This is a genomic window from Photorhabdus africana (genome assembly GCF_035181445.1).
Lineage (GTDB): Bacteria > Pseudomonadota > Gammaproteobacteria > Enterobacterales > Enterobacteriaceae > Photorhabdus > Photorhabdus laumondii.
In genome coordinates this window covers 80,612-104,996 of sequence record NZ_JAXBVE010000009.1, presented here as the reverse complement: position 1 = coordinate 104,996, position 24,385 = coordinate 80,612, and the positions used below count along the sequence as shown (strand labels likewise).

Genomic DNA, 24,385 nt, shown 5'->3' with positions numbered 1-24,385 from the left:
TATATTTTTGTTTTTCTTTTGTTAATATTGTGCTTTAAGGATTTATCTGTGTTTTTATAAAAAAATCAGACTATTATTGTTAGATGATATTTTTGTAGATGAACTATTATTTTTCTTATTCATTTGACCATATTTATAGAGATATAAGCTCATTATATCCTTGGGATTAATGCTTCTATTTTTCGATATGTTGTGTTGTCTTTGTGAATAAATTTATTCTTAAGGGAGAAATATGTTTAAAAAATTAGAACAAGTTATCTTTGATACTCGTGATAACAAAAGCATTTTCTCTCTTATTTTTTTGGGTATATATCCAATGCATTTCAAGATGGATCGCGATGGCAAGGGAGTGAATCTCCGGGAGCATATACCCTATGGATTTCAAGATGTATCGCGACGGCAAGGGAGCGAATCCCCGGGAGCATAGGTAATTATGTGACCGGGGTGAACGAGTACAGCCAACAAAGAGGCAGCTTGAAAGATAACGAGTATATTTAACCTCAACTTAATTAAGGGATTGTTTATGGGGAAATCATCAAACCGTAGTGCGGAATTTTTCTTTACTGGGAAATATGATGATGATGATGGTGGGAATAATATTGTTGCTATTGGATTGGGAGGGGAGATTTATGCCAAAAAAGGGAATGATAATATTACCGTTGGTGCGCTTGAGACAACAATCCATGCCACTTCTGGCGATAAGGCTGTAGAGGGTGCTGCCGGATATCTAAAAATAGTGGATATTGACAGTAATCTGAAGGTACATGGTGCCGCAGGTTACGTAAGTATTGGTAAAAGCGGTAATGGCAATATTTCATTTGCTGGTGCGGCGGGTGGTGTTTCTATGGATCACCGAGGGAGCAGCGGTAATCTAAATTTTTCTGGGGCTGCTGCTTATAATAACCTGAATCGTAAAGGTCAATCCGGTGATGTGGCGTTTAAAGGTATCGGTGGTTATAACGGATTATGGCACGAAACTCATCAGGGGGATTTAAACTTTAATGCCGCAGGGGCGGGTAATAAAATTGACCGTACCTGGCATGACCGTTATGAAGGAAGCAAGGGAAATGTGATATTTAATGGTGGAGGGGCAGCAAATAGCATCAGCTCGCGGGTTGAAAGCGGTAATATTAAGTTCACTGGTGCTGGGGTTGATAACCACATTATTCGTAAAGGGAAAGAAGGCAATATTATCTTTCAGGGTGCTGGAGCATCAAATCGCATTGAACGTTTGCGAGAAAGTAAAGATAAATATGAAAAGACTCGCGGTAATATCGAGTTTGAAGGTGCCGGAGGTTATAACAAAATTTATTCTGATATAGCTCATGGTAATATCAATTTCTCCGGTGCTGGTGGTTACAATGAAATATCAAGAATAGGTGAAGATAGCGATTCGTATAATAAAGCTTTGGGATACGCTAGCGCGGAGAAAATTGTATTAATAACGGCGAAAATGGGCGTCCAAAAGCCTCAGCAAGTGACGGCTATTAAATCAACGATTGAACCCAATACTTACCTTTTTGCGTTTGCTGACGGAAAATATACTAAGATCAGCAAAGTTCAGCTAAATAATGATCCTAAAACCGATAAACTGAGTTATTACACCACTTCATGGCGTAAAAATGGTAATCAACTCAAAAATCTTGCTACGGAAAATATCTCTTTAGAGAATGGATATGACGATATAAGCAATGATGGTGATTATCGTCTTTCCAATTTAATCTTTGAACATCATCAACCCGTTACTATTCAGCATACTGTTGAAGAAGATTTGCGAGAAAATCAGTGGGTGACTTATGCCAGCGGAACCACCGCTAAAGCAGAAGATATCAAGCTGATTGATGCAAAAATGCATGGGCGTTCAATCTATTCTAATGGTTCGGTATTGGATGTTTCGGCGGTGAAATCGAATCGCCGATCAAATGCTTATGTCTATGCCAAATATGTCGAGTCATATACCAAAGTGGTTGTGGTGGAATTGAAGAATGATGATAAAACCGGCGAGCTGAAATATTATGCCAGTGCCTGGTATAAAGCGGGCGACCATACCCGTGATTTAGCCAATGAAGATTTTTCACACGCAAATGGTTATAGCTCGATGGAGGCGGGGGGATATTCACTCACTAACCTTAAATATCAAGTCGATACTGTACGTCGTGTCTCTGAACATTTAGAACATATTGAAGAAGATAGTCATCAGGAATGGGTGAAATCATCTGCGAATATCGGTGATAGCTCCGGTGACGTTAATTTTAGCGGTATGGGTGGCGGAAACCTTATTAAATCCAGTGTAATAAATGGCAATGTTAATTTTGAAGGTGATGGGATTGCTAACGTCATTCTTCATAGTTCGAGATCTGGTAATACGCATTTTGAAGGCGCAGGTGCTGCCAATATCATCGAAAAAAGTGGCGTAGATGGCAATCTGACATTCCGTGGTGCAGGTTTGGCGAATGTCCTTGTTCACCAAAGCCGGAATGGGGAAATGGATGTTCGTGCCGGTGGTGCGGCAAACGTTCTGGTGCGTGTCGGTGATGGACGGTATCTGGCTCACCTTCTGGCGATTGGCAATATCTCAATCCACCAAGGTAATGGCGACAGCCGGGTCATCATGTTGGGGGGGTATAACACTCATACCCAAATAGGTAAGGGCAGCGCGAATTGGTTAGGTGTCGGCGGTTTTAATGTCATGACCCAAAAAGGTAAAGGGAATATTTCCTCGGTACTTTTGGGTGGTGCTAATGTGTTGACCAAGCTTGGCGGAGATAATTTGGTTTCCGGTATGCTCGGGGGAGCTAACATTATTACGCATATTACAGGTGATAATGAAATATCAGACACCACGGCAATTGCATTGGGTGGAGCCAATATCCTGACCAAAAAGGGAAGAGGTGATGCTGTTGCGCTGATGGGCGGTGGCGCAAATGTTCTGACTCACATTGGTTATGGAAGCACGACGGGGGTGATGTTGGGTGGTGCCAATATCCTGACTAAAGTAGGCAACGGTGATACTACCGGCATTATGCTTGGGATTGGTAATGTGCTGACTCATGTTGGTGACTATCAGACACTGGGTATCATGGGAGCAGCAGGTAACATCTTTACTAAAGTGGGAGATGGCACCGCAATTGCGGCCATGATTGGGGCCGGCAACATCTTTACCCATGTTGGCAAGGGTGATGCATGGGCGTTGATGGGGGGTCTGGGCAATATCTTTACCAAAGTAGGGGATGGTAAGGCGTTGGCATTGATGATAGCCGCTGGCAATGTGTTTACTCACGTTGGGAATGGGATGAGCGTTGCCTTGATGTTGGCTAAAGGCAATATCGCTACCAAAGTGGGTAATGGGACGACCTTGGCAGCGATGATCGGTGAGGCCAATGTGATGACCCATATTGGTAATGGCTCAACCTTTGCCGCGATGATCGGGCAGGGCAATATCCTGACGAAAGCGGGCAATGATTTGGCGTTAGGTTTGATGGTGGGTGAAGCTAATATCTATTCGCATGTAGGTGATGGCACCAGTATTGGCTTATTTGCCGGTAAGTTGAACGTGATGACCAAAGTGGGTGATGGGACAACGCTGGCGGCAATGTTTGGTCAGGCTAATATCATGACCCATTATGGCGACGGTTTAACTGGGATATTGGCACTGGGTAAAGCCAATATTGTCACCAAAATGGGCAAGGGTTTTATGGGGGTTGTGGCCGCGGCAGAGGCTAACGTTGTTACTCATATGGGAGCATCAACGACGGCTGCCGTGTTATTAGGTAAAGGCAATATTCTGACGAAAGTGGGTAGTGGGACGACGGTCGGCCTGCTTATTTCCGATGTGGGCAACATCATGACCCACATTGGTGATGGCACAACCGTGGGTTTCGCTAAAGGTAAAGCCAATATCATCACTAAAGTGGGGGAAGGTACAGGGATTAACGCCGTCTGGGGTGAGGCTAATATCCTGACTCATGTTGGTAATGGCGATCGTTACAATTTCGCGAAAGGTAAAGCGAATATCATTACCAAAGTGGGCGGAATGCGAGAAGTCACGGTAGTTCAGGGCGATGCTAATATTATCACCCATGTTGGTAACGGTGATGATTACACGGGAGCCTGGGGCAAAGCTAATGTGATTACTAAGGTAGGCGATGGGAATAATGTAGTACTTGCTAAAGCTGATGCCAACATTGTGACTCAGGTCGGTAACGGTGACAGCTTTAATGCTTTGTGGAGTAAAGGCAATATCGTCACCAAAGTCGGTGATGGTATGCAGGTTACCGCGGCAAAGGGTAAAGCCAATATCACCACTACGGTAGGGAATGGTTTAAGCGTCACTGCGACACATGGCGACTTGAATGTGAATACCAAAGTAGGTGACGGAGTTTCGGTCAACGCGGTGTGGGGTGAATATAACGTCAATACCAAAGTTGGAAATGGTCTCAATGTTGCGATCATGAAAGGCAAAGGTAATGCCAATATTCATATTGGCGATGGCCTGGGGATCAATGCCTCTTATGCCCGCAATAATGTGGCGATTAAGGTGGGTAATGGTGATTTCTACAGTCTTTCTATTGCAGAGAGCAACACACAAAGTAGTCATCTCTCTTCTCTGTTTGAGAATATTAAACAAACTGTGTTCAATGTAGAGGGAAGCCAGGCGATTAATTATCTGATTCGTGGTGATGAGGCAAATACTTCTGGCGTCAATAAAGGTAGAGGGGCGATTAATTTAACCGAAGTTTCCGCCATTGATGGCTTCCAGATGGATAAAATTGATGAAGTGAGTTCGGATCTGGCGAACAACTTGAGTGGTGCAATAACCCCGGTGGAAACGCCTGATATTAACGTTATTCAGAATGACTTGCAGATTGGAGATAATGTTGGTTCAGCTCAGGATCAGGCACCACCACACGCTGATACGGTTGTCAGACATGCGAAGCAGAATAAAGCCGCGCAAAATGCGTTAAGCGATAAAGAAAAAGCGGAGATAAATCATCAGCGTCTGCAACAAGAGAAAGATAAACAGCTTAAAACGATTTCAAAATCACAAGGCCAACTAGAATCAACCAATCAGGCTGCGCTGAATACCAATGGTCAAGTACAGCGTGATGCAATAAGTGAAGAGTCTAGGGGAGTCACGGAAGAACTATTCTCCCTGACTCAAGGTATGGGTGCGCTTAATAACTATGGAAATTATGATGGTAAATCAGGTGATGAGTGGCGTAATCGGTTTGCTGGTGAATATCTGGATAATATCCAGAATAAATTAAATGATGCTAAACTTACTGCACAGAAAAAATTAGCTGATGCACAGCAGCACTTTATTGATAAACGAGAAACAGTAATAACAGCCATTAAGAAATCAGAAGTAGGTTTCACGAAAAGCGCTGAGAATCTAGATAGTGCAGACGACGATATTGCAGACGCTGAGAAAAAAGCAGGGCAGAGAAAAGAAGAGGCATTATTACAGAGACAACGAGCCGATAAAGCGGTGAGTGACGCCAATACCGCGTATGACAAAGCGAAACAGCGTGGTGAAAGTGATAGTACCGCGGCGGAAAATAAAACGACACAGGCGCAGAAGAATGCAAAAAGCGTGCAACAGGCTGATAATGCTAAACCGGATCGCACTGGGGCAGCGGGCAGCGGTTTGTCAGGAAACGCTTATACACCGATTAAGGTGGAGAAATCGAAGAGTCATATCGATCCTGCCTCAAAAGCTGAACCTGACGGTTGGCTCAGTGAAGATCTGGCACTAACAGCAGAAGATTTGGCTGCTTTGAATAATGCGCAACAAGCAGTCAATCGGTTACAGTTTAATAAAGGGATGCGTTCAGAAAATACCGGTGCTTCGATCATGTCAATGTTTACCGAAACATCATCCGATGGCGCGGTGAAATCAACTTTAAATAAATCCAGAGAATTAATCAGAAAAGCGCCGACGATTTCAGGTATTGATCTGCAAGGATTAGGGGGAAATAACCCTAGATCTCATTCTTCTGTACTTAAAAAATTAGAACTTATCTTACTGAAGAAGAATGATAAACGGTTTATTGATTCGACTAAAAGGCGTCTTGGTTCGATAAATACCGATTTGCCTAGTAAGGCGCTGGTGGCCGTGCGTGAGGCTTTTAACCGTACCGTCGAGCAGCCCGATGAACAGCATGTATTGCAGCTTGAACAAGCACTGGCTCATTGGCAACAGCATGATCCCAAGGAATTCACTCAACGTAGTAAGCTGGTGAAAAGCTTACGTTTTGAGATGGGTGAGCTGGTTGCTCACATTCAGGCCCAGAGAGCTGAGTCGGCCGGGATTTTGGGGATCGCTGTGGCACCTGAGCAGGTTGCGCAGTTTGGACAGCAGGTATCGTTCGATGGGATTGGCCGTGTGGTGGGCCTGAAAGGCGATATTGCGCAAAGCGAAATTAATCGTCTCACTGATTTGCAAATTAAGCCATTAACCCAGACTAACTCTGTAGCAGAGCGGGAAGCACCTAAGACCGAAAGCGAAAGCCTTATCGTTTTCGTCAGCCGATTACAACAGGAAGCTATCCCAGAAGGTAAGCTGCTGATTGAACGTGCCAGAGAACTTTGGCTTACCGGGCAAGTGACAAATGAAAAAACCAAAGAATTATTTAAGGATGCTGTCGCCCGGTTGCAAACATATCCTGAATTACACACGCTGGCTCAACAACTGTTGGATGATGCCAATAAAAAGAAGGTCACTGGACAATATATTGATAACCTGTTTGGCCGCCATTTTGATTCTGAACTGGCTTATGAACTGGTGAAAACGGCCTCACCGGAGGCGAAAAATATTGCTGAACGAACAGGTAACTTCTTGGTAGAAGATTTTGGGCGGTGGATAGGTGATCTTTATCCTGAAGGCGAGAAACGTGACAAGGTAATTGACGAAAAGATGCGAGTTTTTGCCAAGGCTATTGATAAGGATTTTCGCCCTTGGTTCAGCCGGGTGCCTGAGGTAACGACATTCTTGGACGATCCGACTTTTGTTAATTTCAAGACCATGATGACCAAGGTTGATGATGGTTTTTCTGTGATTAAGGTGCCGTTTCTGGCGGTAAAAATGGCGACCACATCGGGAATGGGGATGGATGTTGCTGACTGGAAGAGAAAAGGGGATTCTTTCTATCTGAACGTGATCACCAAAGCTCGTTCAACCAGTACTGAACTGACTGCCGGGACGAATGCGGAGGATGTTAAGTACAAAGTAGAAATTACCGGAAAGCAGACCAATGATTATGGCACGGCGTTGCCCTACCAACCTGCGAATAATAAACATGACGACTTTTTGTATGGTAGAAAGGTCGCGGCAGGCCGGATCTTGACTCCTGGACGGGAAACGGCATTTGAGAGTAATGCATTGGAGCGAGGCCAGTCTGTGGTAACTGGCGCGTCTGGCTCGACCAATATCATGGTTCACCTCAATGACTATATTGCCAGCAAGCAACCCGACTTCTCAACCGGGCAGAGCTATCTCAATACGCTGTCGTTTTTGGTATTTGATGGTGGTCACTCTGTCAACGAAAGTCTGGTGGTTTATCGGGCACTACAAGCAACTGATGAGATAAAACGTAAACAGATACTGAACAGCTACACGGCTAATTATCAGGATCTGGCGGATATTGCTGGGGAATCGGGTAAGGTGTGGGTCAATCAGGCGCTGGATAACGCGTTTAAAGAAACTCAAGAGTTTTATCAGAAGTATGCGGTAGTAAAACCACAAAGCCGCCCTGCGGTGGAAGACTTAGAGGGGTTATCTGGCACAAATAAAGGGGTAGAACCGACGATTATCGGCGATAGTCATCTGAAAAAGCCCGTTGATGGCTGGCAAAAGGTGGACGTAACGCCGCAGACTGATGGTCGTGAAACCCGTTTTGATGGTCAGATTATTCTTCAGATGGAAGATGACCCGATAGCTGCCAGAGCAGCCGCTAATCTGGCGGGTAAACACCCGGATTCCAGCGTGGTTATTCAACTCGATGCCAACGGTAAATATCGTGTTGTTTATGGCGATCTGGCTAAATTATCAAATAAATTACGTTGGCAGGTTGTCGGTCATGGTCGTGATACGTCAGAGCAGAATAACATTCGTCTGAGTGGTTACAGCGCTGATGAATTGGCGACGAAACTAAATCAGTTTTATCAGGCGGCTAAGCTGGGCAAACAGGCCATCAGCAAACCCGATCACATCAGTTTGGTGGGTTGTTCACTGATTAGTGATGATAAACGGGATGGCTTTGCGCGTCGCTTTATTACTGAATTGGATAAACAAGGCATTCGCAGTGATGTGTCAGCCCGTAGTAGCGAAGTTGCGGTTGACGCAACAGGCCGTAAATTTACCCGTGACGAAAATAACCAATGGGTTAACAACTCGCCTGATAACAAAATTGTATTGAGCTTGAATGCGGAGAATAAACTGATAACGCATACCGAACAGGTTCGTCGTGGTATTGCTGAAAGCGATATCGACTTCGCTAAAGTCGGGTACACGCAGGCTGATTCGGTTACCAAAGGGGAAATTGCGGATAACACAGAAATTTTCATTGAGCCACAAAATCGTAAAAAGGTTAACGCCAGCGATAACTCGCATCATCAGCTCAGTTACTCCGGTAATATTCAGGTGGATGTCGGTGAAGGCGAGTTTACGGCGCTTAACTGGGGAACCTCGAACGTAGGCATTAAAGTGGGAACCGGTGGTTTTAAATCGCTGGCTTTCGGTGACAACAATGTGATGGTTCACATTGGTCATGGTGATAGCAAACATAGCGTTGATATAGGCGGCTATCAGGCGCTTGAAGGCGCGCAGATGTTTATTGGTAACCGTAATGTCAGCTTCAATCAAGGACGCAGTAATGACTTGATTGTGATGATGGATAAATCCATCCCAACGCCACCGTTGGTCAATCCATTTGATGGTGCTGCTCGTATTGCTGAGGTATTGAAAGGTATTGCTCTTTCCGGTGAAACGCAGGATTGGTTAGCGGTACAAGATCAGCAATGGACAATTGCCGGCGCGAGGAAGTTTGTGCGTGATATGTCTGGTTTAGACCAAACCAGTAGCGTGGATTACAAAACGCTGCTTGACTTGGACTCACAACATGAACGTAGCAGCCGTGGTTTGCAGAATGACGCCGAATCAGCACTGAATAAGAAATTTAATCAGTGGTTAGGTGAAAATGGCAATAGCATTGAAATGGGCAAAATGAGCCGGGCAGATAAATTCCGTCAGGCTAATCAGAAGCTGGCCTTCAACTTTGCTGTTGGCGGGCGTGGCGCTGATATTCAGGTGACGACCGGCAACTGGAACTTTACGTTCGGTGACAATATTCAGTCAATTTTGGATACCAATCTGGGTTCACTGTTTGGTCTGATGACCCAGCAGTTCTCGGCAACGGGTATGGCGAAAACGACCTTCACCTATACCTTGCAGGATTTACCGCGTCAGCTTCAAAATAAGCTGCTTGGCCGATTATCGGAGGTGGGTGCGGATACCACCTTGGCGGATATTTTTGGTGTGGATTACACCGCGGATGGACGTATTGTTTCCCGCACGGGCGAGCCTGTTGATGGTGAGGCGATGCTAAAAGAGATGCTGGGAGTGATAAAGGAGTTTAGCGGTGATCAACTGGCAGCCTTCACCAACCCGAAGAAATTGCTGGATAGTTTGCAGGCCGGTATTAAAGCGGGAGAAGATGGGGTCAGGACATTTGCGGAAAATCATGGTTTGAAAGAGAAAGCGCCCGATAAAAATCAGGAACAAGGCGCGGTGGTGAGCATCAACGGAGATAGCGCTCAAGCGAATAGCGAAGCAGAACGTGCGGTTGGCTTTAATTCGCTGAATTTACCTAACCTGTTTGCAACGATGTTTAGCGTAAATAAGCAAGAAGAGATGAAGTCGTTAGTGGTTAACCTGAAAGAAAACCTGACAGCGGATCTACTCAATATGAAGCAGAAAACGTTTGATTTCCTGCGTAATAGTGGTCATCTGCAAGGGGATGGTGATGCTCATGTATCACTGGGGAACTATAACTTCAACTGGGGCGGGGAGGGTAAAGATCTCGGTGCCTATTTGGGCGATAACAACAATTTCTGGGGTGGTCGCGGTGATGATGTTTATTACTCACTAGGAACATCCAATATCTTTACGGGTGGTGAAGGTAATGATATGGGCGTTCTCATGGGGCGTGAAAACTGGATGTTTGGCGGCAATGGTGACGATACCGCCGTGGTGGCCGGACGTATTAACCATGTCTTTATGGGCGAAGGTAATGACCAGACGTTTGTCTTTGGTGAAGGCGGCCTTATTGATGCGGGTAATGGGCAGGATTACGTCGTGACTTCCGGTAACTATAACCGGGTGGATACTGGGGCAGGTCAGGACTACGCGGTGACCATCGGCAATAACAACCGGGTTGATTTAGGTGAAGGCGATGACTTTGCCAGAGTATTTGGCAATGACAACCGGATCGATGGTTATTCCGGCAATGATACGATTAAGTTGATGGGCTACCATGCGGTGATTAATGGCGGAGAAGGTGATGATCACTTAATAGCCGCTGCGATTTCGAAGTTCAGCCAGTTTAACGGCGGTGATGGACAGGATTTGTTAGTGCTGGGCGGTTATCAGAACAGCTTCCAGGGTGGAGCCGGTGTCGATAGCTTTGTGGTCAGCGCAGAAGTGATTGATAACCGGGTTAACGATATCAACGCAGAAGATATGATCTTGTTTAATGGTGTTGACTGGAAAGACTTATGGTTCCAGCGCAGTGGATATGATTTGGTGCTGTCAGTGAACCGCCATACTCAGGACAACACTGCTCAGGAGATCTTTGAATCGGTGGGTTCAGTTACCTTTAATGATTACTTTAATGGTCATCGTGCTAAATTAGTGACGCAGATGGGGGATAAAGACAAATCGGGCGAGTATAAATTTACGGCACTTTCTGACAATGCGGTTGATTCATTGATTCAGGCAATGAGTAGTTTTTCCCCGACAGTGGGCGATAATGGTTTTATTGAGAGTCTGGGCAGTAAGGCGAGAGCTGCTGTTGCCACGGCATGGGCCGATGTAACCCTTGGCAAGGGAAAATTTGCTTAATTAGCGCTCTGTAAATCAGCAAAATAATGGTCGTGGAAATAAAAATAGCTCACAGAAATGTGGGCTATTTTTTTGTGAAATTTTAGTTGGTAACTATTTCTGAGTTTTATTTGTTAATGTTGAATTTATTATAAGAATCTACCAGCCGAATTTATTTCGGCTTTATTTATTTTATTTTAAAATACATTGTGTGAATTGACTTTGGCAATATTACAGTAATAGAAAGTAGATAAAATGGTCTCCGATATATTTTCAGTGGAATGATAAGTAAATATACCCATCATCTTTCAAGTTGCCTCTTTGTTGGCTGCACTCACTCACCCCAGTCACATAGTTATCTATGCTCCCGGGGATTCGCTCCCTTGCCGCCGCGATGCATCTTGAAATCCATAGGGTATATATCTGGAAAACAGGTAAAATAAATCGTTATAATTGTCCCTGATGTAATCAAATGAGATACCGCAGTGATTGAAATCTATAGTGACGAATATTGGATGCAGCAGGCGATGGAACGAGCAATGAAAGCGCAAAAGCAGGGAGAAATACCTGTTGGTGCTCTATTGGTCGCTGATAATAAAATCGTTGCGGAAGGTTGGAATCAATCTATTATTGCGCATGATCCTACCGCTCATGCTGAAATTATTGCGTTACGCAAAGGGGGAGAGCAGTTACAAAATTATCGTTTGATAAATACCACCTTATACGTCACGCTTGAACCTTGCACTATGTGCGCTGGTGCTATAATACATAGCCGAATACAGCGGTTGGTTTATGGCGCCAGTGATATGAAAACTGGCGCCGCGGGTTCTTTGATTGATATATTGCGCCATCCTGGCATGAATCATCAAATTGATATTACCAGTGGCGTGCTTGCTGAGGAATGTTCGACAATGTTGAGTGCTTTTTTCAAACAACGTCGGCTGCAACATAAAGCATTAAAAGCCGCCAGAAAACAGCAGGAAGAAAATCAAGATTCACTCTTTTAGTACCCATATATGGTACTCGCCGTTTATCATCTCTGCGCCTTCCAGGATTTTTTCAAAGCCTGGGAACTTGTTATTCCATTCACCGAGTTGGCGAATATATTGTAACCGGGGGGTATGTTCATCACCAAAACGTTCTCCCGGTAGGATGATTGGTATACCTGGTGGATAAGGAATGACACTCACAGCCGATATGCGCCCTGCCAGTTCATTAAGTGGTAGATGTTCAGTACGGCCTGCCATATGATCAAGGTGTGCTTGTCGGGGGAGTTTCACTATCTCAGGTAATTGGCTAAATGATTTCTTTTGCTCAATATCCATTTCATATTCTTTTATATACCTAAATATTTTATCCGAAATATCTTTGAGCCCCATATTTTCATAATATTCAGGGTATTGCTTCGCGAGTTTTGGCAAACATTGTTTAAGTGAAGTATTCGCGTCATAGTGTTTCTTGAAATTCAACAATACATTGATTAATGTTCCCCATTTACCTTTGGTGACGCCGATAGAAAACAGGCAAAGAACAATAAAATCGGTGGTACGTGCAGGCACAATGTCATGCTGACTGAGATAAGCGGAAAGAATTTCGGCTGGAATGCCATTTTCCAGCAATTCATCATTATCATTCATTCCTGGGCATAAAATACCAACTTTTGTTGGATCTAGCAGACACCATTCTGCTGATAGATTGGTAAATCCATGCCATTTGTCTCCCTCTTTTAATACCCAACAGGAAGGATCCGTTGCCAATTGTTCTCTGTTTGCTTCATGGAAAGGAATTAATTTACCGCTATCTGCGCTGATAATCTCTCTGGCATTCCAGGGTAAGAAGAACCAATCATCTTTTTGTTTAAATTGATGATGGGTTTTTGCTAATATCAGACGGAAGTCTACGGCTTCATTGATAGCGTTTTGTATCAGTCTTTGCCCCTGTGGGCCATCCATCATGGCCGCTGCAATTTCATTAGTGGCGATAAGCGAATATAGCGGTGAAGTTGTGGAGTGCATCATATAAGACTCGTTGAAACGGGAATGTTCAACAGGTTTTTTACCATTGCGGATATGGATATAGGATGATTGTGATAGAGCTGCCAACATTTTATGCGTGGATTGAGTGGCAAATATTGTCGGGCCATTATTGTCAAAATCATTTGGGTCATCACGCATTGAGTAACGATGTTTATACATAGGATTAAAACGCGCATAAGCAAACCAGGCTTCATCAAAATGAATTTGATCAACACTTTTTGCTAGTAAATCTTGTGCTTGTTCTGCGTGATAACATATTCCATCATAAGTACAGTTGGTGATGACCGCATAAACAGGCTTATTGTCTATCGTGATCGCTTTTAATGGATGTTGATCAATGAGTTGTTGGATATATTCTGGTTGAAATTGATCTCTGGGAATGGGGCCAATAATACCATAGCGGTTGCGTTGAGGAATAAGATATACGGGCAACGCTCCAGTCATTATTAAACCTTGTCCAATAGATTTATGGCAATTGCGATCGCATATAATAATCTCTTTCTCACCAATAACGGCACCCATGATAATACGGTTAGAACCCGAAGTGCCGTTAAGCACGCAATAGCTTTGATGGGCACCAAAAATCGTTGCGGCATATTCTTCTGATTCTTTAATAGCGCCTGTATGATCTAGCAGTGAACCAAGTATTTTTCTTTCTATTCCAATATCACTTCGGAATAAATTTTCCCCAAAGAAATTAATTAATTCTCTTCCTGCCGCTGTCTTAGTCAGTGCAACACCGCCTTGATGTCCAGGCGCAGTCCAGGAATATTCTGGTGATTCTTGAGTGTATTGCAGTAATGCACGAGTGAAAGGCGGTAATAATTGAGCATAATATTTCTTAATTAGCGAACTGGCGCGAGAGGCGATAAATCCAGCCGTATCTTCAAGCATCCAGACAAATTCATCTGCCAATCCCATGACTTCAAGAGTCAGTGTGTCGATGCTGGAATATTCCGCGGTCAACAATACCGGAATGGTTGTATTGTGTCTGCGTATTTCTTTCAGTAATTCTAAGACTTGTTTATGAGATTCATAGTTATTATCTCCTGAAGTCCAATCAACAAAAATACAGCATAGTGAGGAGTCAGAAGAAACGGTAGCTATGCCATCTTGGAATGTAGCCGCCAGGATAACAGCGAAATTGTTCTTTTTTAATGCTTCTATTAACTCGGTAAAGGCACGACCATTCGCCGTCGTCGGGTTAAATACATGGCTGCTGACGACCATAATTTTGTTTTGTTCGTTAATGTCTAAATTAATCATGATTTATCCTTTGATAGAGATAGTGTCCCGATGAATTTAGTATGGTTAGCTGAATTAGCTGTCAAACATAATATAACTGAGGATATATAATGGCTGTAATTGACTCCTTAGGGCCTTATATTTGTTTACTTTTATTTTGGTTGGTTTTCTTGGGGAATGAATTTTTTCCGGTTTTCTTTGGCCTGTAAATATCCGACTAAACTAAGCTGATAACGGCGAATATTTTCAATATAGCGATAAGCTTCATGTCCACGGGCATAGCCATAGGTGGTATTTGTATAATATTTTTTCTGGCTTAATAGTGGAATCCGTTTTTTGACATCGAGCCAGCTATCGGGATTTCCTTTCTGTGATGCCGTCAGTTTGCGGGCATCTAACATATGTCCATAACCCATATTGTAAGCTGCCAGTGCAAACCAGATGCGCTCATCTTTAGGGATATTTTCAGGGAGTCGTTTCATTAGATTTTGCAGATAGATCGCGCCTCCTTTAATACTTTCCTCCGGATCAAGGCGATCAACGACGCCTAACCCTTTAGCCGTCTGGTTGGTTAACATCATCAGGCCACGCACACCCGTGGGTGAAATTGCCTGTGGGTCCCAATGAGACTCTTGCCAGGCAATGGCAGCGAGCAGTTGCCAGCTGATATCACCGGAATATTTTTCAAATAGTGGCCGATAGGTAGGCAGAATATTATCGATGGCACTGAGAAAAGAGAGTGTATCGAAATAATCAAATGAGTGGACGTGACCAAAGTATTTCTCCTCCAATCGTGGCATGACATTTTTTTCCGTTAGCTGGCTGAAAAAATCCAGCATGGCAGCGTAAAGGCTGTGGTCGTCAATACGCTTTAAATACCATGTCAGTGGGTTATCTTCACTCACATCAAAAGCGACGGCCAGATTAGGGTGAGTACGTTGTTGCAACGCGACATTAATCGAGTCACCTAACGTATAATCCAGTTTACCTTCTGATACCTGTTCCAGTAGTTCGCGAGTGTTATATTGCGCAGTCTCTTCCCATTCGAGTTCAGGAAAATTCTCTGTTGCTATCTTTTTCAATGTGCTGGCATGAGCAGAACCAGAAGCGACCAGCAGTTTACCTTTTAAGTCTTTAAAAGAGCGAGGGCGTGGCGTTCCTTTGCGATAAATCAGTTGTTGGGATACAGAATAGTAAGCCGGACCTGTGCGGGTTTGATCCAGCCTTTCTTGATGATAAGTCAGGCCAGCGGCCAGAAAATCAGCCTCACCCTTTTCCAGATCATCAAATAACTGATTGATATTTGTTCTAAATTTGATTTCTAATTTGACGCCAAGGTAATTAGCAAAGCGTTGTACCAGCTCGTAATCAAATCCATTGGGTTCTTTCTTACCGGTAAGATGGATCAGAGGTGAGCTAATGGTGCTGATCCGTAGCTCTCCTCTGGTAATGATCCTGTTAATCTGCTCCTGCTGTTTATTCGGCCAACTGATGTTCAGACTAATGATGGCGGCAGAAAAAAGAGCGATAACAATGATAACGAAATAATTTATTTTTATATTATTCAAATGGTTATCTCTGTATAACGCAGTGTGGTGCTAGGTGGAAACGCGCTATATTGTTATGGTTAAATTTCCAGTGATTGAGCATTTTGCGGAACAAAAAAGGGCTGTGCAACCTAATTGATCCTATTTGTATGATTTGGCGATAGGATAATTGGCGGTAATAATCGTCACGCAAACGGTTTCGTCACGGGTGACAATCCTCTATAATGGCCTCATTTCCCCTTAGGCATCTATTAAGCTTTGCTTCTAAGATGAGAGAATTGATTACTATGAAAATTCTACGTGGTTCACCTGCTTTATCTGCATTTCGTATCACTAAACTCCTTTCTGTGTGCCAAGAACAGCAACTTCCGGTCAATGATATTTATGCGGAATATGTTCATTTCGCAGAGGTTAATGCATCTTTGAGTGATGTTGATTCAGCAAAGTTACAACAATTACTAAAATATGGACCTTCGCTGGCTGAACATGAACCCCAAGGTACATTGCTGTTAGTGACGCCTCGTCCGGGAACGATTTCCCCTTGGTCTTCCAAAGCAACCGATATTGCTCACAATTGCGGCCTGTCCCAGGTTGTGCGTCTGGAGCGTGGCGTGGCTTATTACATCCAAAGTGGTGAAATGAGTGATACACAGTGGCAAATATTGTCATCACTGCTGCATGATCGGATGATGGAAACGGTCTTTACTCAATTGGAACAGGCGGAGAAATTATTTTTTCGTCAGCAGCCCGTTCCGTTAAAACGCATTGATATTCTGCAAGCAGGACGCAATGCGTTAGAAACTGCCAATATTGAACTTGGATTGGCGTTGGCCCCGGATGAAATTGATTATCTGATGGACGCTTTCCAGAAATTAGGGCGCAATCCAACAGATGTTGAACTTTATATGTTTGCTCAGGCTAACTCAGAACATTGCCGTCATAAAATCTTTAATGCTGATTGGATTATTGATGGTCAGACGCAGCCAAAATCGCTGTTCAAAATGATTAAAAACACCTATGAGCAGACACCTGATTATGTCCTGTCAGCCTATAAAGATAATGCCGCTGTGATGGCGGGATCTGCTGTTGGCCGTTTCTTTGCTAGCGCGGAAAACGGTTCATATGATTACCATCAGGAGCAGGCTCATATTCTGATGAAAGTGGAAACGCATAATCACCCGACTGCGATTTCTCCTTGGCCTGGAGCATCGACAGGTTCTGGTGGTGAAATCCGTGATGAAGGGGCGACTGGTCGTGGTGCTAAGCCAAAAGCGGGTCTGGTGGGATTTTCGGTATCCAATTTGCGGATACCGGGTTTTGAACAGCCGTGGGAAGAGAATTTCGGTAAACCGGAGCGTATCGTCAGTGCTCTGGATATCATGATGGAAGGGCCTTTAGGGGGCGCGGCATTTAATAATGAATTTGGTCGTCCGGCGTTGTTGGGTTATTTCCGTACCTATGAAGAAAAAGTAAACAGTCATAACGGCAGCGAATTACGTGGTTATCACAAGCCCATCATGCTGGCAGGTGGGATTGGTAATATTCGTGATGAACATGTCAAAAAGGGTGAAATCTCTGTTGGCGCAAAATTGATTGTGCTTGGTGGTCCGTCCATGAACATTGGATTGGGCGGAGGGGCCGCATCTTCTATGGCATCGGGGCAATCCGATGCTGATCTGGATTTTGCTTCGGTTCAACGCGATAACCCGGAAATGGAGCGCCGTTGTCAGGAGGTGATCGATCGCTGTTGGCAGCTAGGCGAAAACAACCCGATTCTGTTTATTCATGATGTGGGCGCTGGTGGGCTTTCTAATGCGATGCCTGAGCTGGTCAGTGATGGTGGTCGCGGTGGACGATTTGAGTTACGCAAAATTCTTAATGATGAGCCGGGGATGAGTCCGCTGGAAGTCTGGTGTAACGAATCACAAGAGCGTTACGTACTGGCGGTTGCACCGGAACAACTTCCGCTGTTTGAGGAGATTTGTCGGCGAGAGCGTGCACCTTACGCCGTTATCGGCGAGGCAACAGAGGAACGTCATTTACGGCTTAATGATGAACACTTTGATAACCAGCCAATCGATATGCCTTTGGATGTACTGTTAGGTAAAACGCCAAAAATGTTGCGTAATGTCACTACATTAAAAGCGAGCGGTGAGAGCCTTGAGCGTCGGGATATCGATCTGACAGAAGCCGTTAAACGCATTATGCATTTACCGGCGGTGGCAGAAAAAACCTTCCTGATCACGATAGGCGATCGCTCTGTCACTGGTATGGTTTCTCGTGATCAAATGGTGGGTCCGTGGCAGATCCCGGTTGCGGATTGCGCTGTTACCACCGCCAGCCTTGATAGCGACTATGGCGAAGCGATGTCTATGGGGGAACGTGCGCCGGTCGCTTTGCTGGATTTTGCGGCTTCCGCCCGAATGGCGGTCGGTGAAGCGCTGACTAATATCGCTTCTGCTTATATTCAGGACTTAAAACGCATTAAACTTTCAGCAAACTGGATGTCTGCTGCGGGTCACCCTGGTGAGGATGCCGGTTTGTATGCGGCGGTTAAAGCGGTGGGTGAGGAATTGTGTCCAGCGCTAGGGCTGACTATTCCAGTGGGTAAAGACTCCATGTCGATGAAAACCCGTTGGCATGACCAAGGTGAGGAGCGTGAAATGATGGCTCCTTTGTCACTGGTGATTACTGCTTTTGCCAGAGTGGAAGATGTCCGCCGTACAGTCACGCCGGAGCTTTCCACCGATGAAGATAATGCGTTGTTATTAATCGATCTGGGGAAAGGAAAGAACACGCTGGGCGGTACCGCATTGGCACAGGTTTACCGTCAATTGGGTAATAAAACCGCGGATGTACGTAGTGCTGAACAATTAGCGGGTTTCTTCAATGCAATTCAGCAACTGATTTCGGAACAAAAATTACTGGCTTATCACGACCGCTCTGATGGTGGTTTGTTGGTAACCTTGGCTGAAATGGCTTTTGCCGGCCATTGTGGCATTGAAGCTGATATCAGTGTATTTGATGAAGATATTCTGGCTGCCCTCTTTACAGAAGAGTTGGGTGCTGTAGTTCAGATTCGTGCATCGGATAGAGGGTTAGTTGAAAGCGTCTTAGCAGAACATGGCTTGGCTGATTGCGTACATTATTTGGGTAAAGCCAAAGCAGGCGATGATTTTGTTATCTTTAGTGGCAACACGGAAGTGTATCGCCAGAATCGCAGTACCTTGCGCTTATGGTGGGCAGAAACCACATGGCAAATGCAGCGTCTGCGTGATAACCCGGCGTGTGCAGATCAGGAACATCAGGCTAAACAGGGTAATCAAGACCCTGGACTGAATGTAAAACTGACCTTTGATATTTCAGAAGATATTGCGGCGCCTTACATTTTGCAGCAGGTAAAGCCGAAAGTGGCTGTACTGCGTGAGCAGGGCGTTAACTCCCATGTTGAAATGGCTGCGGCGTTCCACCGAGCAGGTTTTGAGGCGATTGATGTTCATATGAGTGATTTGTTGTCTGGACGCATTGGATTGAGCCAATTCCAGACACTGGTTGCCTGTGGTGGCTTCTCGTATGGTGACGTATTGGGGGCAGGTGAAGGTTGGGCGAAATCAATTCTGTTTAATGAACGTGTCCGTGATGAATTTGCCGCTTTCTTTGCACGACCAGATACGTTGTCGCTGGGTGTTTGTAATGGTTGCCAGATGATGTCTAACTTGCGGGAGTTGATCCCGGGTGCAGAACATTGGCCGCGTTTTGTACGTAACCGTTCAGAGCGTTTTGAAGCACGATTCAGTTTGGTGGAGATTACTAACAGTCCGTCACTGTTCTTCCAAGATATGGTTGGTTCTCGTATACCGATTGCGGTTTCTCATGGGGAAGGGCAAGTAGAATTCCGTGATAGACAGCATCTTGAGATGCTTGAAAGCAACCAGTTAGTGGCTTTGCGTTATGTGAATAACTATGGTCAGGTTACGGAAAACTATCCCGCTAACCCCAATGGTTCAGTGAATGGTATTACCGCAGTGACTAGCCTTGACGGTCGAGCAACTGTGATGATGCCGCATCCAGAAAGGGTATTCCGCACGGTAAATAACTCTTGGCACCCAGATGAGTGGCGCGAAGATGGCCCGTGGATGCGAATTTTCCGTAATGCTCGTAAGCAGTTAGGGTAAGTACCGCGGTGTAAGTAAATGGTGTCAGCCGGTTTTTTCCGGCTGACAGTGTTCATTGGCTTGATTGTGATTCTTTGTTTCGTAACTAACGTGAGATCACAATTGAAGCCATTTTTTTATTTATTTCAATTCATTTTGAAACGGTATTTGATTAGTCAAAAAATATTCATTAAATGGAACATACGAGGCATCATAGTCCAATAAGTTTTCTACTGGAAGTGATAACCGGATTGAATGCCTACATTTTCTAACTCAAAAACCGAATCTGAGTTTACATACTTCTGAATTGACTGTTTTTAAAAATATCTAAGGTTATATATGTAAAAATAGGCTGTAAGAAATGAAATTCAGTCTATTTTAAACATTGTATTTACCATCCTAGATAATAATCATCAGCTAACCAGTATGGTCTGTTTAAATTAAACCACTCTTGTAAAAGATTTTCTGTCACACAAAATGCCCCTTCTGTCCACCCTTGTTGACTTGAATAAGCTTCACCAATGATATGAATTGATTCATCGCATATAGGACGGCGCATATAAGGCATTACTTCATTAACATGAATTCCTGCATGCCAGGCATGATAGCCGCCGCCATAAGGATCTTGAGACCAATCTTTAATTCGTGCAATATAAGGGGGTGGAATCTTTATTCCATGTAGTTCTTCAACTTGGCTCATAGCTTCATCAACTAAGTTTTTAGAAGCTTCATTACCTGGCACAAATATTTGCTCAATTTTTTCTTTCGATACCAATTTAGTAGAATGTGGTTCAAACTTTTGTAGATATTTGTTATCAGGGTTTACATCATCGAATTTAAAACTTTTATTATATTTCTGCTGTATAAGAGGATTCCAGAACGATACTGTACGCATATCGTTATAGCTGCCTAAGAACAAGGAGTGTGAATTTTTAGGATCAGTACCAAAATAATAGCACTGACGTATAGGTAGATCTGTAATTGATTCTCCTGCGGTTGCGCCGAAATCTTTTGTCCACCACGGATATTCAAATCCCATTAATAGTTTGAAAGAGGGTTCACTAAATACTGAGTCTATGTTTCTTTGTAATTTATTTCTTTTTGTTTTATCAAAGAAAAAATTCTCTTGATCTAAAAGTTTTAAAGACCATCTTGGCATAGCCAAAATTACCTTGTCAGCATAGACTGTCCAGTAATATTTACCCTTTTTATTCCAAAATTTAAGAGTATAATTCCTCTTTCCATTTGAATATTTCTTAAAAGTTACAAGTTGATTTTTCATCCATAACTGAGATCCTTTAGCTTCATTATAGTTCTTGGCTAACGCATAGGCGAGCTGATCATATCCATTCTCTATGGTTCTGTATTTAACATTATCTGATGAAAAATCACCTACCATATAAGGCATTGCCTCTGCGGAATTCCAGTTTATTGTATTTGAAAAATATCCTCCACAATCGGCTAAGAAAGAGTAGCCCTTTTGCCCAATTCGATCTTTTATTAAGTTCCAAAATCCAATTTCTCGGACTTTCATTCCATTATAAGAGCTATTTTCTTTATAGTAAGATAAATTAATCTTTATATCATCCCATTGTCGAGCTCTTATTTTAAACTCATAAGCGTATTTATTTATTCTTTTTACTGAGTCTCCATATTTTTCAACAAACCATGGATCATCTGTTAGGACATCATAAATTACCTTGTTAAACAATTGATTGGGGCTATAACCTTCTTCATTTTTGTTGAGATAATAGTGTGTTTTGAATTCTTGGTTATTTTCTTGTGCAATATCCCATGCATTACCTTTAAAGCGTTGTTTACGGGAATAATAAAAGTGGTTTTTTGGATCTCCTAATGGAAATGATTTGTAATTTAGTAGAAAAATATCTTCGATAAGAGTAGTTGTAATTTTTTGAGAAGTCATGTAGCGCATGCCACCTAATTCTCCAATGATATCTGTCCCTGGTAATTTAATAGAAAGTAGACGACCACCAATACGATCATCCAGATCGAAGATATGAACTGAAGAGGGAGGGTGAATATTATCTGAGTATTCACCTGTCAATAAACGATATCCAGCATATAAGCCAGATACACCGGCTCCTATTATAGCGACATCAATAGATAGCCCATCTTGGCTGTCATCTTTATATGAAATTTGATCCATTTCAATTCTTGAATTAGTCATGTTGGTTTCCTTTTTATATATTAATATTAGATTTTAAATGGAGTTATGTCATAAAATGTATGGCCATTAATAGCTAATTGAGCACATATCTTGCCAAGTAATGGCGTGAATTTAGCACCCCATCCAGAGGTATAAACGACAATATTTGAATGACCTGGTAACGAATCTAAGTAGAAAGGTTTGTCATCCTTTGGCATTGTTAACATGCATGTAGATGTAAATTTGGGTTCTGGGTCAAGATATTCCATATGGTTCTTAACCCATTGGTTTGTACCTTCAAAATCACTTTTTGTTGGTGGTATTCGTTGCTCTGGACTGTCATAAATTCTGAATGGATAATCTGGCGCTACTCTAATGTAGCCTGGGTTTTTCCAGGGTGCTTCAGGGAACCCATAATATAAGTTACTATTTTTATCATTAGGTTTTTGGAATACAAACCATGTTGGATAGTTTATTACGGGATTTTTTTTACGAAAATATGAAGAAACCATATCCCAGATTTCTAAATTAAGTGTAGTACCCAAAGGCGAGATTAATTCATTGGTATATGGACCAACGGCCATAACGATTTTTTTGCCGTGATATATTTCTTTATTTGTCGTTACAATTACTTCATTACAGCCATCTGATTCAATTTTTGTTACTGGATTGTACTCTTTAAAATGTACTCCATTATTGTGAGCAATATTATAGAGGGTTCTTAAAGTTGCAGGTAGATTAATAATACCACCGTTGGCTTGGAAAAATCCTACATAATCATCAGGTATATTTTTAAATTGACACCAAGCTTCAATTTCTTTTGCGGTTAAATATTGATAAGGAATACCCATTCTTTTCATTGTATTAATGGCAGAATTAACTCCTCCTTCGGTTGTTGGGATTGTTGGATCTCCAAACCAAAGGCTACCAACATATGAAATAAGCTCAGTTACTGTTTGTTTTTGGAGCCGTTCCCATTCTGGGGCAGAATCAATAACCAATTGGGTCATAAAGTTATTATTGTATTGAAAGCGGAATTGACGGGAAGCTTCTGCGCTACTAGATAATTGATTAAAGAATGAAGATTGCTCTAGGACGAGAACATCTTTTCCGTTTAATGCAGTGTGTCCCCCAAAAAAGGATGTTGCATTATATGCTGTGGAAAGGCCGATCAATCCACCACCAATAACGATTAACTCATATATTTTAGCCATAAGCGTACCTTTATTGTAGTATATACTTTGTAAAATACAGAATATTTACTGCCTATCCTGATGAAAATAATTGGTACAGGCAGTTTGAATACGGGATAACTTAATTTAGCTATTTGATAGCTAACTAATATAAATATACAAGTCTTTTAGGACTATATATTTATATTCTTTTTTCTAAATTAATAAACTTCGTAGTTTTGGCCGGTTTGAGCTCCATCGACACTTTTTCTAAAAGTAAGTGCTACACGGCTAGCAGGGACAGCATTAAAGCCTGGGAAAAACGCACCGTACTTATCCAATGATTCCTGTAAGACATTAGGGCTAACGCTATTTATGCGAATTCCTCTTGGCATTTCGATTGCTGCACATTTTACAAATGCCTTAACACCACCATTTGCCATAGCTGCTGATGCTCCTTGTAGTATAGGGTCGTCCATTATAATTCCAGTTGTTAAAGTAAAACTTCCGCCATCGTTAATATAGTCCATACCTAACAGTACTAAGTTAATTTGGCCTTTAAGTTTACTGTTTATTCCTATTTCGTTTAACTCTGGAGTTAATTCTGAAATTGATCCAAAATGTGCGCTACCTGTTGCACTGACTACAGCATCAACTTTGCCAATTCTCTCATACATACTCTTAATACTATCAACGGAAGTTATATCAACTACAACATCTAAGCCATTCCTTCCGGCACGAATGACTTCGTGATTTTTTTCTAATTCTTCCGAGATTGCTTTTCCTATTGTACCGCTTGCTCCAATAACAATAACTTTCATTTCTGTTTACCTTTTCCTAGTTAATAAAATTTTCTCGACTACATCGTTGCATAATGAATATTACTTTTAACTCTATATAGGTGGAAGTCTCTAATAATGCTAGAGTATAAAATGAAATTTTCAACTCCAATAGTTGAATCAAACA

Annotated in this window: 8 protein-coding genes; 3 read left to right on the top strand and 5 right to left on the bottom strand. The window is 42.8% G+C overall.

The features are described from left to right. The first annotated feature begins 523 nt into the window (after positions 1-523). Both rtxA and tadA read left to right on the top strand, forming a co-directional pair. The gene (rtxA, locus tag SLS51_RS07465) at positions 524-11,119 is read left to right on the top strand and encodes an MARTX multifunctional-autoprocessing repeats-in-toxin holotoxin RtxA (protein WP_323836947.1); all 10,596 of its coding nucleotides are present in this window, start codon (positions 524-526) and stop codon (positions 11,117-11,119) included. Positions 11,120-11,583: 464 nt separating this feature from the next. Further along, positions 11,584-12,105 (top strand): tRNA adenosine(34) deaminase TadA, encoded by a 522-nt coding sequence (gene tadA / locus SLS51_RS07460; protein ID WP_323836945.1) that lies wholly within the window; start codon positions 11,584-11,586, stop codon positions 12,103-12,105. Here the strand turns inward: tadA and SLS51_RS07455 are convergent. Together SLS51_RS07455 and mltF are read right to left on the bottom strand one after the other, a co-directional pair. Then, a complete protein-coding gene (locus tag SLS51_RS07455; RefSeq protein ID WP_323836943.1) occupies positions 12,094-14,400 on the bottom strand; it encodes an Orn/Lys/Arg family decarboxylase in 2,307 nt (768 codons plus the stop codon). The genes tadA and SLS51_RS07455 overlap by 12 nt on opposite strands. A gap of 131 nt (positions 14,401-14,531) precedes the next feature. Further along, a complete protein-coding gene (gene mltF / locus SLS51_RS07450) occupies positions 14,532-15,947 on the bottom strand; it encodes a membrane-bound lytic murein transglycosylase MltF (RefSeq protein WP_323836941.1) in 1,416 nt (471 codons plus the stop codon). A 266-nt stretch (positions 15,948-16,213) separates the two neighbouring features. On the opposite strand from mltF, the gene purL reads away from it, so the two are divergent. Beyond that, positions 16,214-20,101: a phosphoribosylformylglycinamidine synthase gene (gene purL / locus SLS51_RS07445; protein WP_323836939.1), complete on the top strand. Its 3,888-nt coding sequence runs from the start codon at positions 16,214-16,216 to the stop codon at positions 20,099-20,101. A 370-nt stretch (positions 20,102-20,471) separates the two neighbouring features. On the opposite strand, the gene SLS51_RS07440 is transcribed toward purL, so the two are convergent. The 3 genes from SLS51_RS07440 to SLS51_RS07430 all read right to left on the bottom strand — a co-directional run bounded on the left by SLS51_RS07440 (position 20,472) and on the right by SLS51_RS07430 (position 24,240). Then, positions 20,472-22,268: a flavin monoamine oxidase family protein gene (locus SLS51_RS07440; protein WP_323836937.1), complete on the bottom strand. Its 1,797-nt coding sequence runs from the start codon at positions 22,266-22,268 to the stop codon at positions 20,472-20,474. 26 nt (positions 22,269-22,294) lie between these two features. Beyond that, positions 22,295-23,461 (bottom strand): FAD-dependent oxidoreductase, encoded by a 1,167-nt coding sequence (locus tag SLS51_RS07435; protein WP_323836935.1) that lies wholly within the window; start codon positions 23,459-23,461, stop codon positions 22,295-22,297. Positions 23,462-23,640: 179 nt separating this feature from the next. Next, on the bottom strand, positions 23,641-24,240 hold the full coding sequence (locus SLS51_RS07430; RefSeq protein WP_323836933.1) for a short chain dehydrogenase: 600 nt from the start codon (positions 24,238-24,240) through the stop codon (positions 23,641-23,643). Positions 24,241-24,385 lie beyond the last annotated feature (145 nt).

What these genes read in the sequence shown, in the direction of transcription:
- purL (WP_323836939.1), top strand. Translation starts at nt 16,214, where the DNA reads ATGAAAATTCTACGTGGTTCACCTGCTTTATCTGCATTTCGTATCACT.
- SLS51_RS07430 (WP_323836933.1), bottom strand. Translation starts at nt 24,240, where the DNA reads ATGAAAGTTATTGTTATTGGAGCAAGCGGTACAATAGGAAAAGCAATC.
- rtxA (WP_323836947.1), top strand. Translation starts at nt 524, where the DNA reads ATGGGGAAATCATCAAACCGTAGTGCGGAATTTTTCTTTACTGGGAAA.
- SLS51_RS07435 (WP_323836935.1), bottom strand. Translation starts at nt 23,461, where the DNA reads ATGGCTAAAATATATGAGTTAATCGTTATTGGTGGTGGATTGATCGGC.
- SLS51_RS07440 (WP_323836937.1), bottom strand. Translation starts at nt 22,268, where the DNA reads ATGACTAATTCAAGAATTGAAATGGATCAAATTTCATATAAAGATGAC.
- SLS51_RS07455 (WP_323836943.1), bottom strand. Translation starts at nt 14,400, where the DNA reads ATGATTAATTTAGACATTAACGAACAAAACAAAATTATGGTCGTCAGC.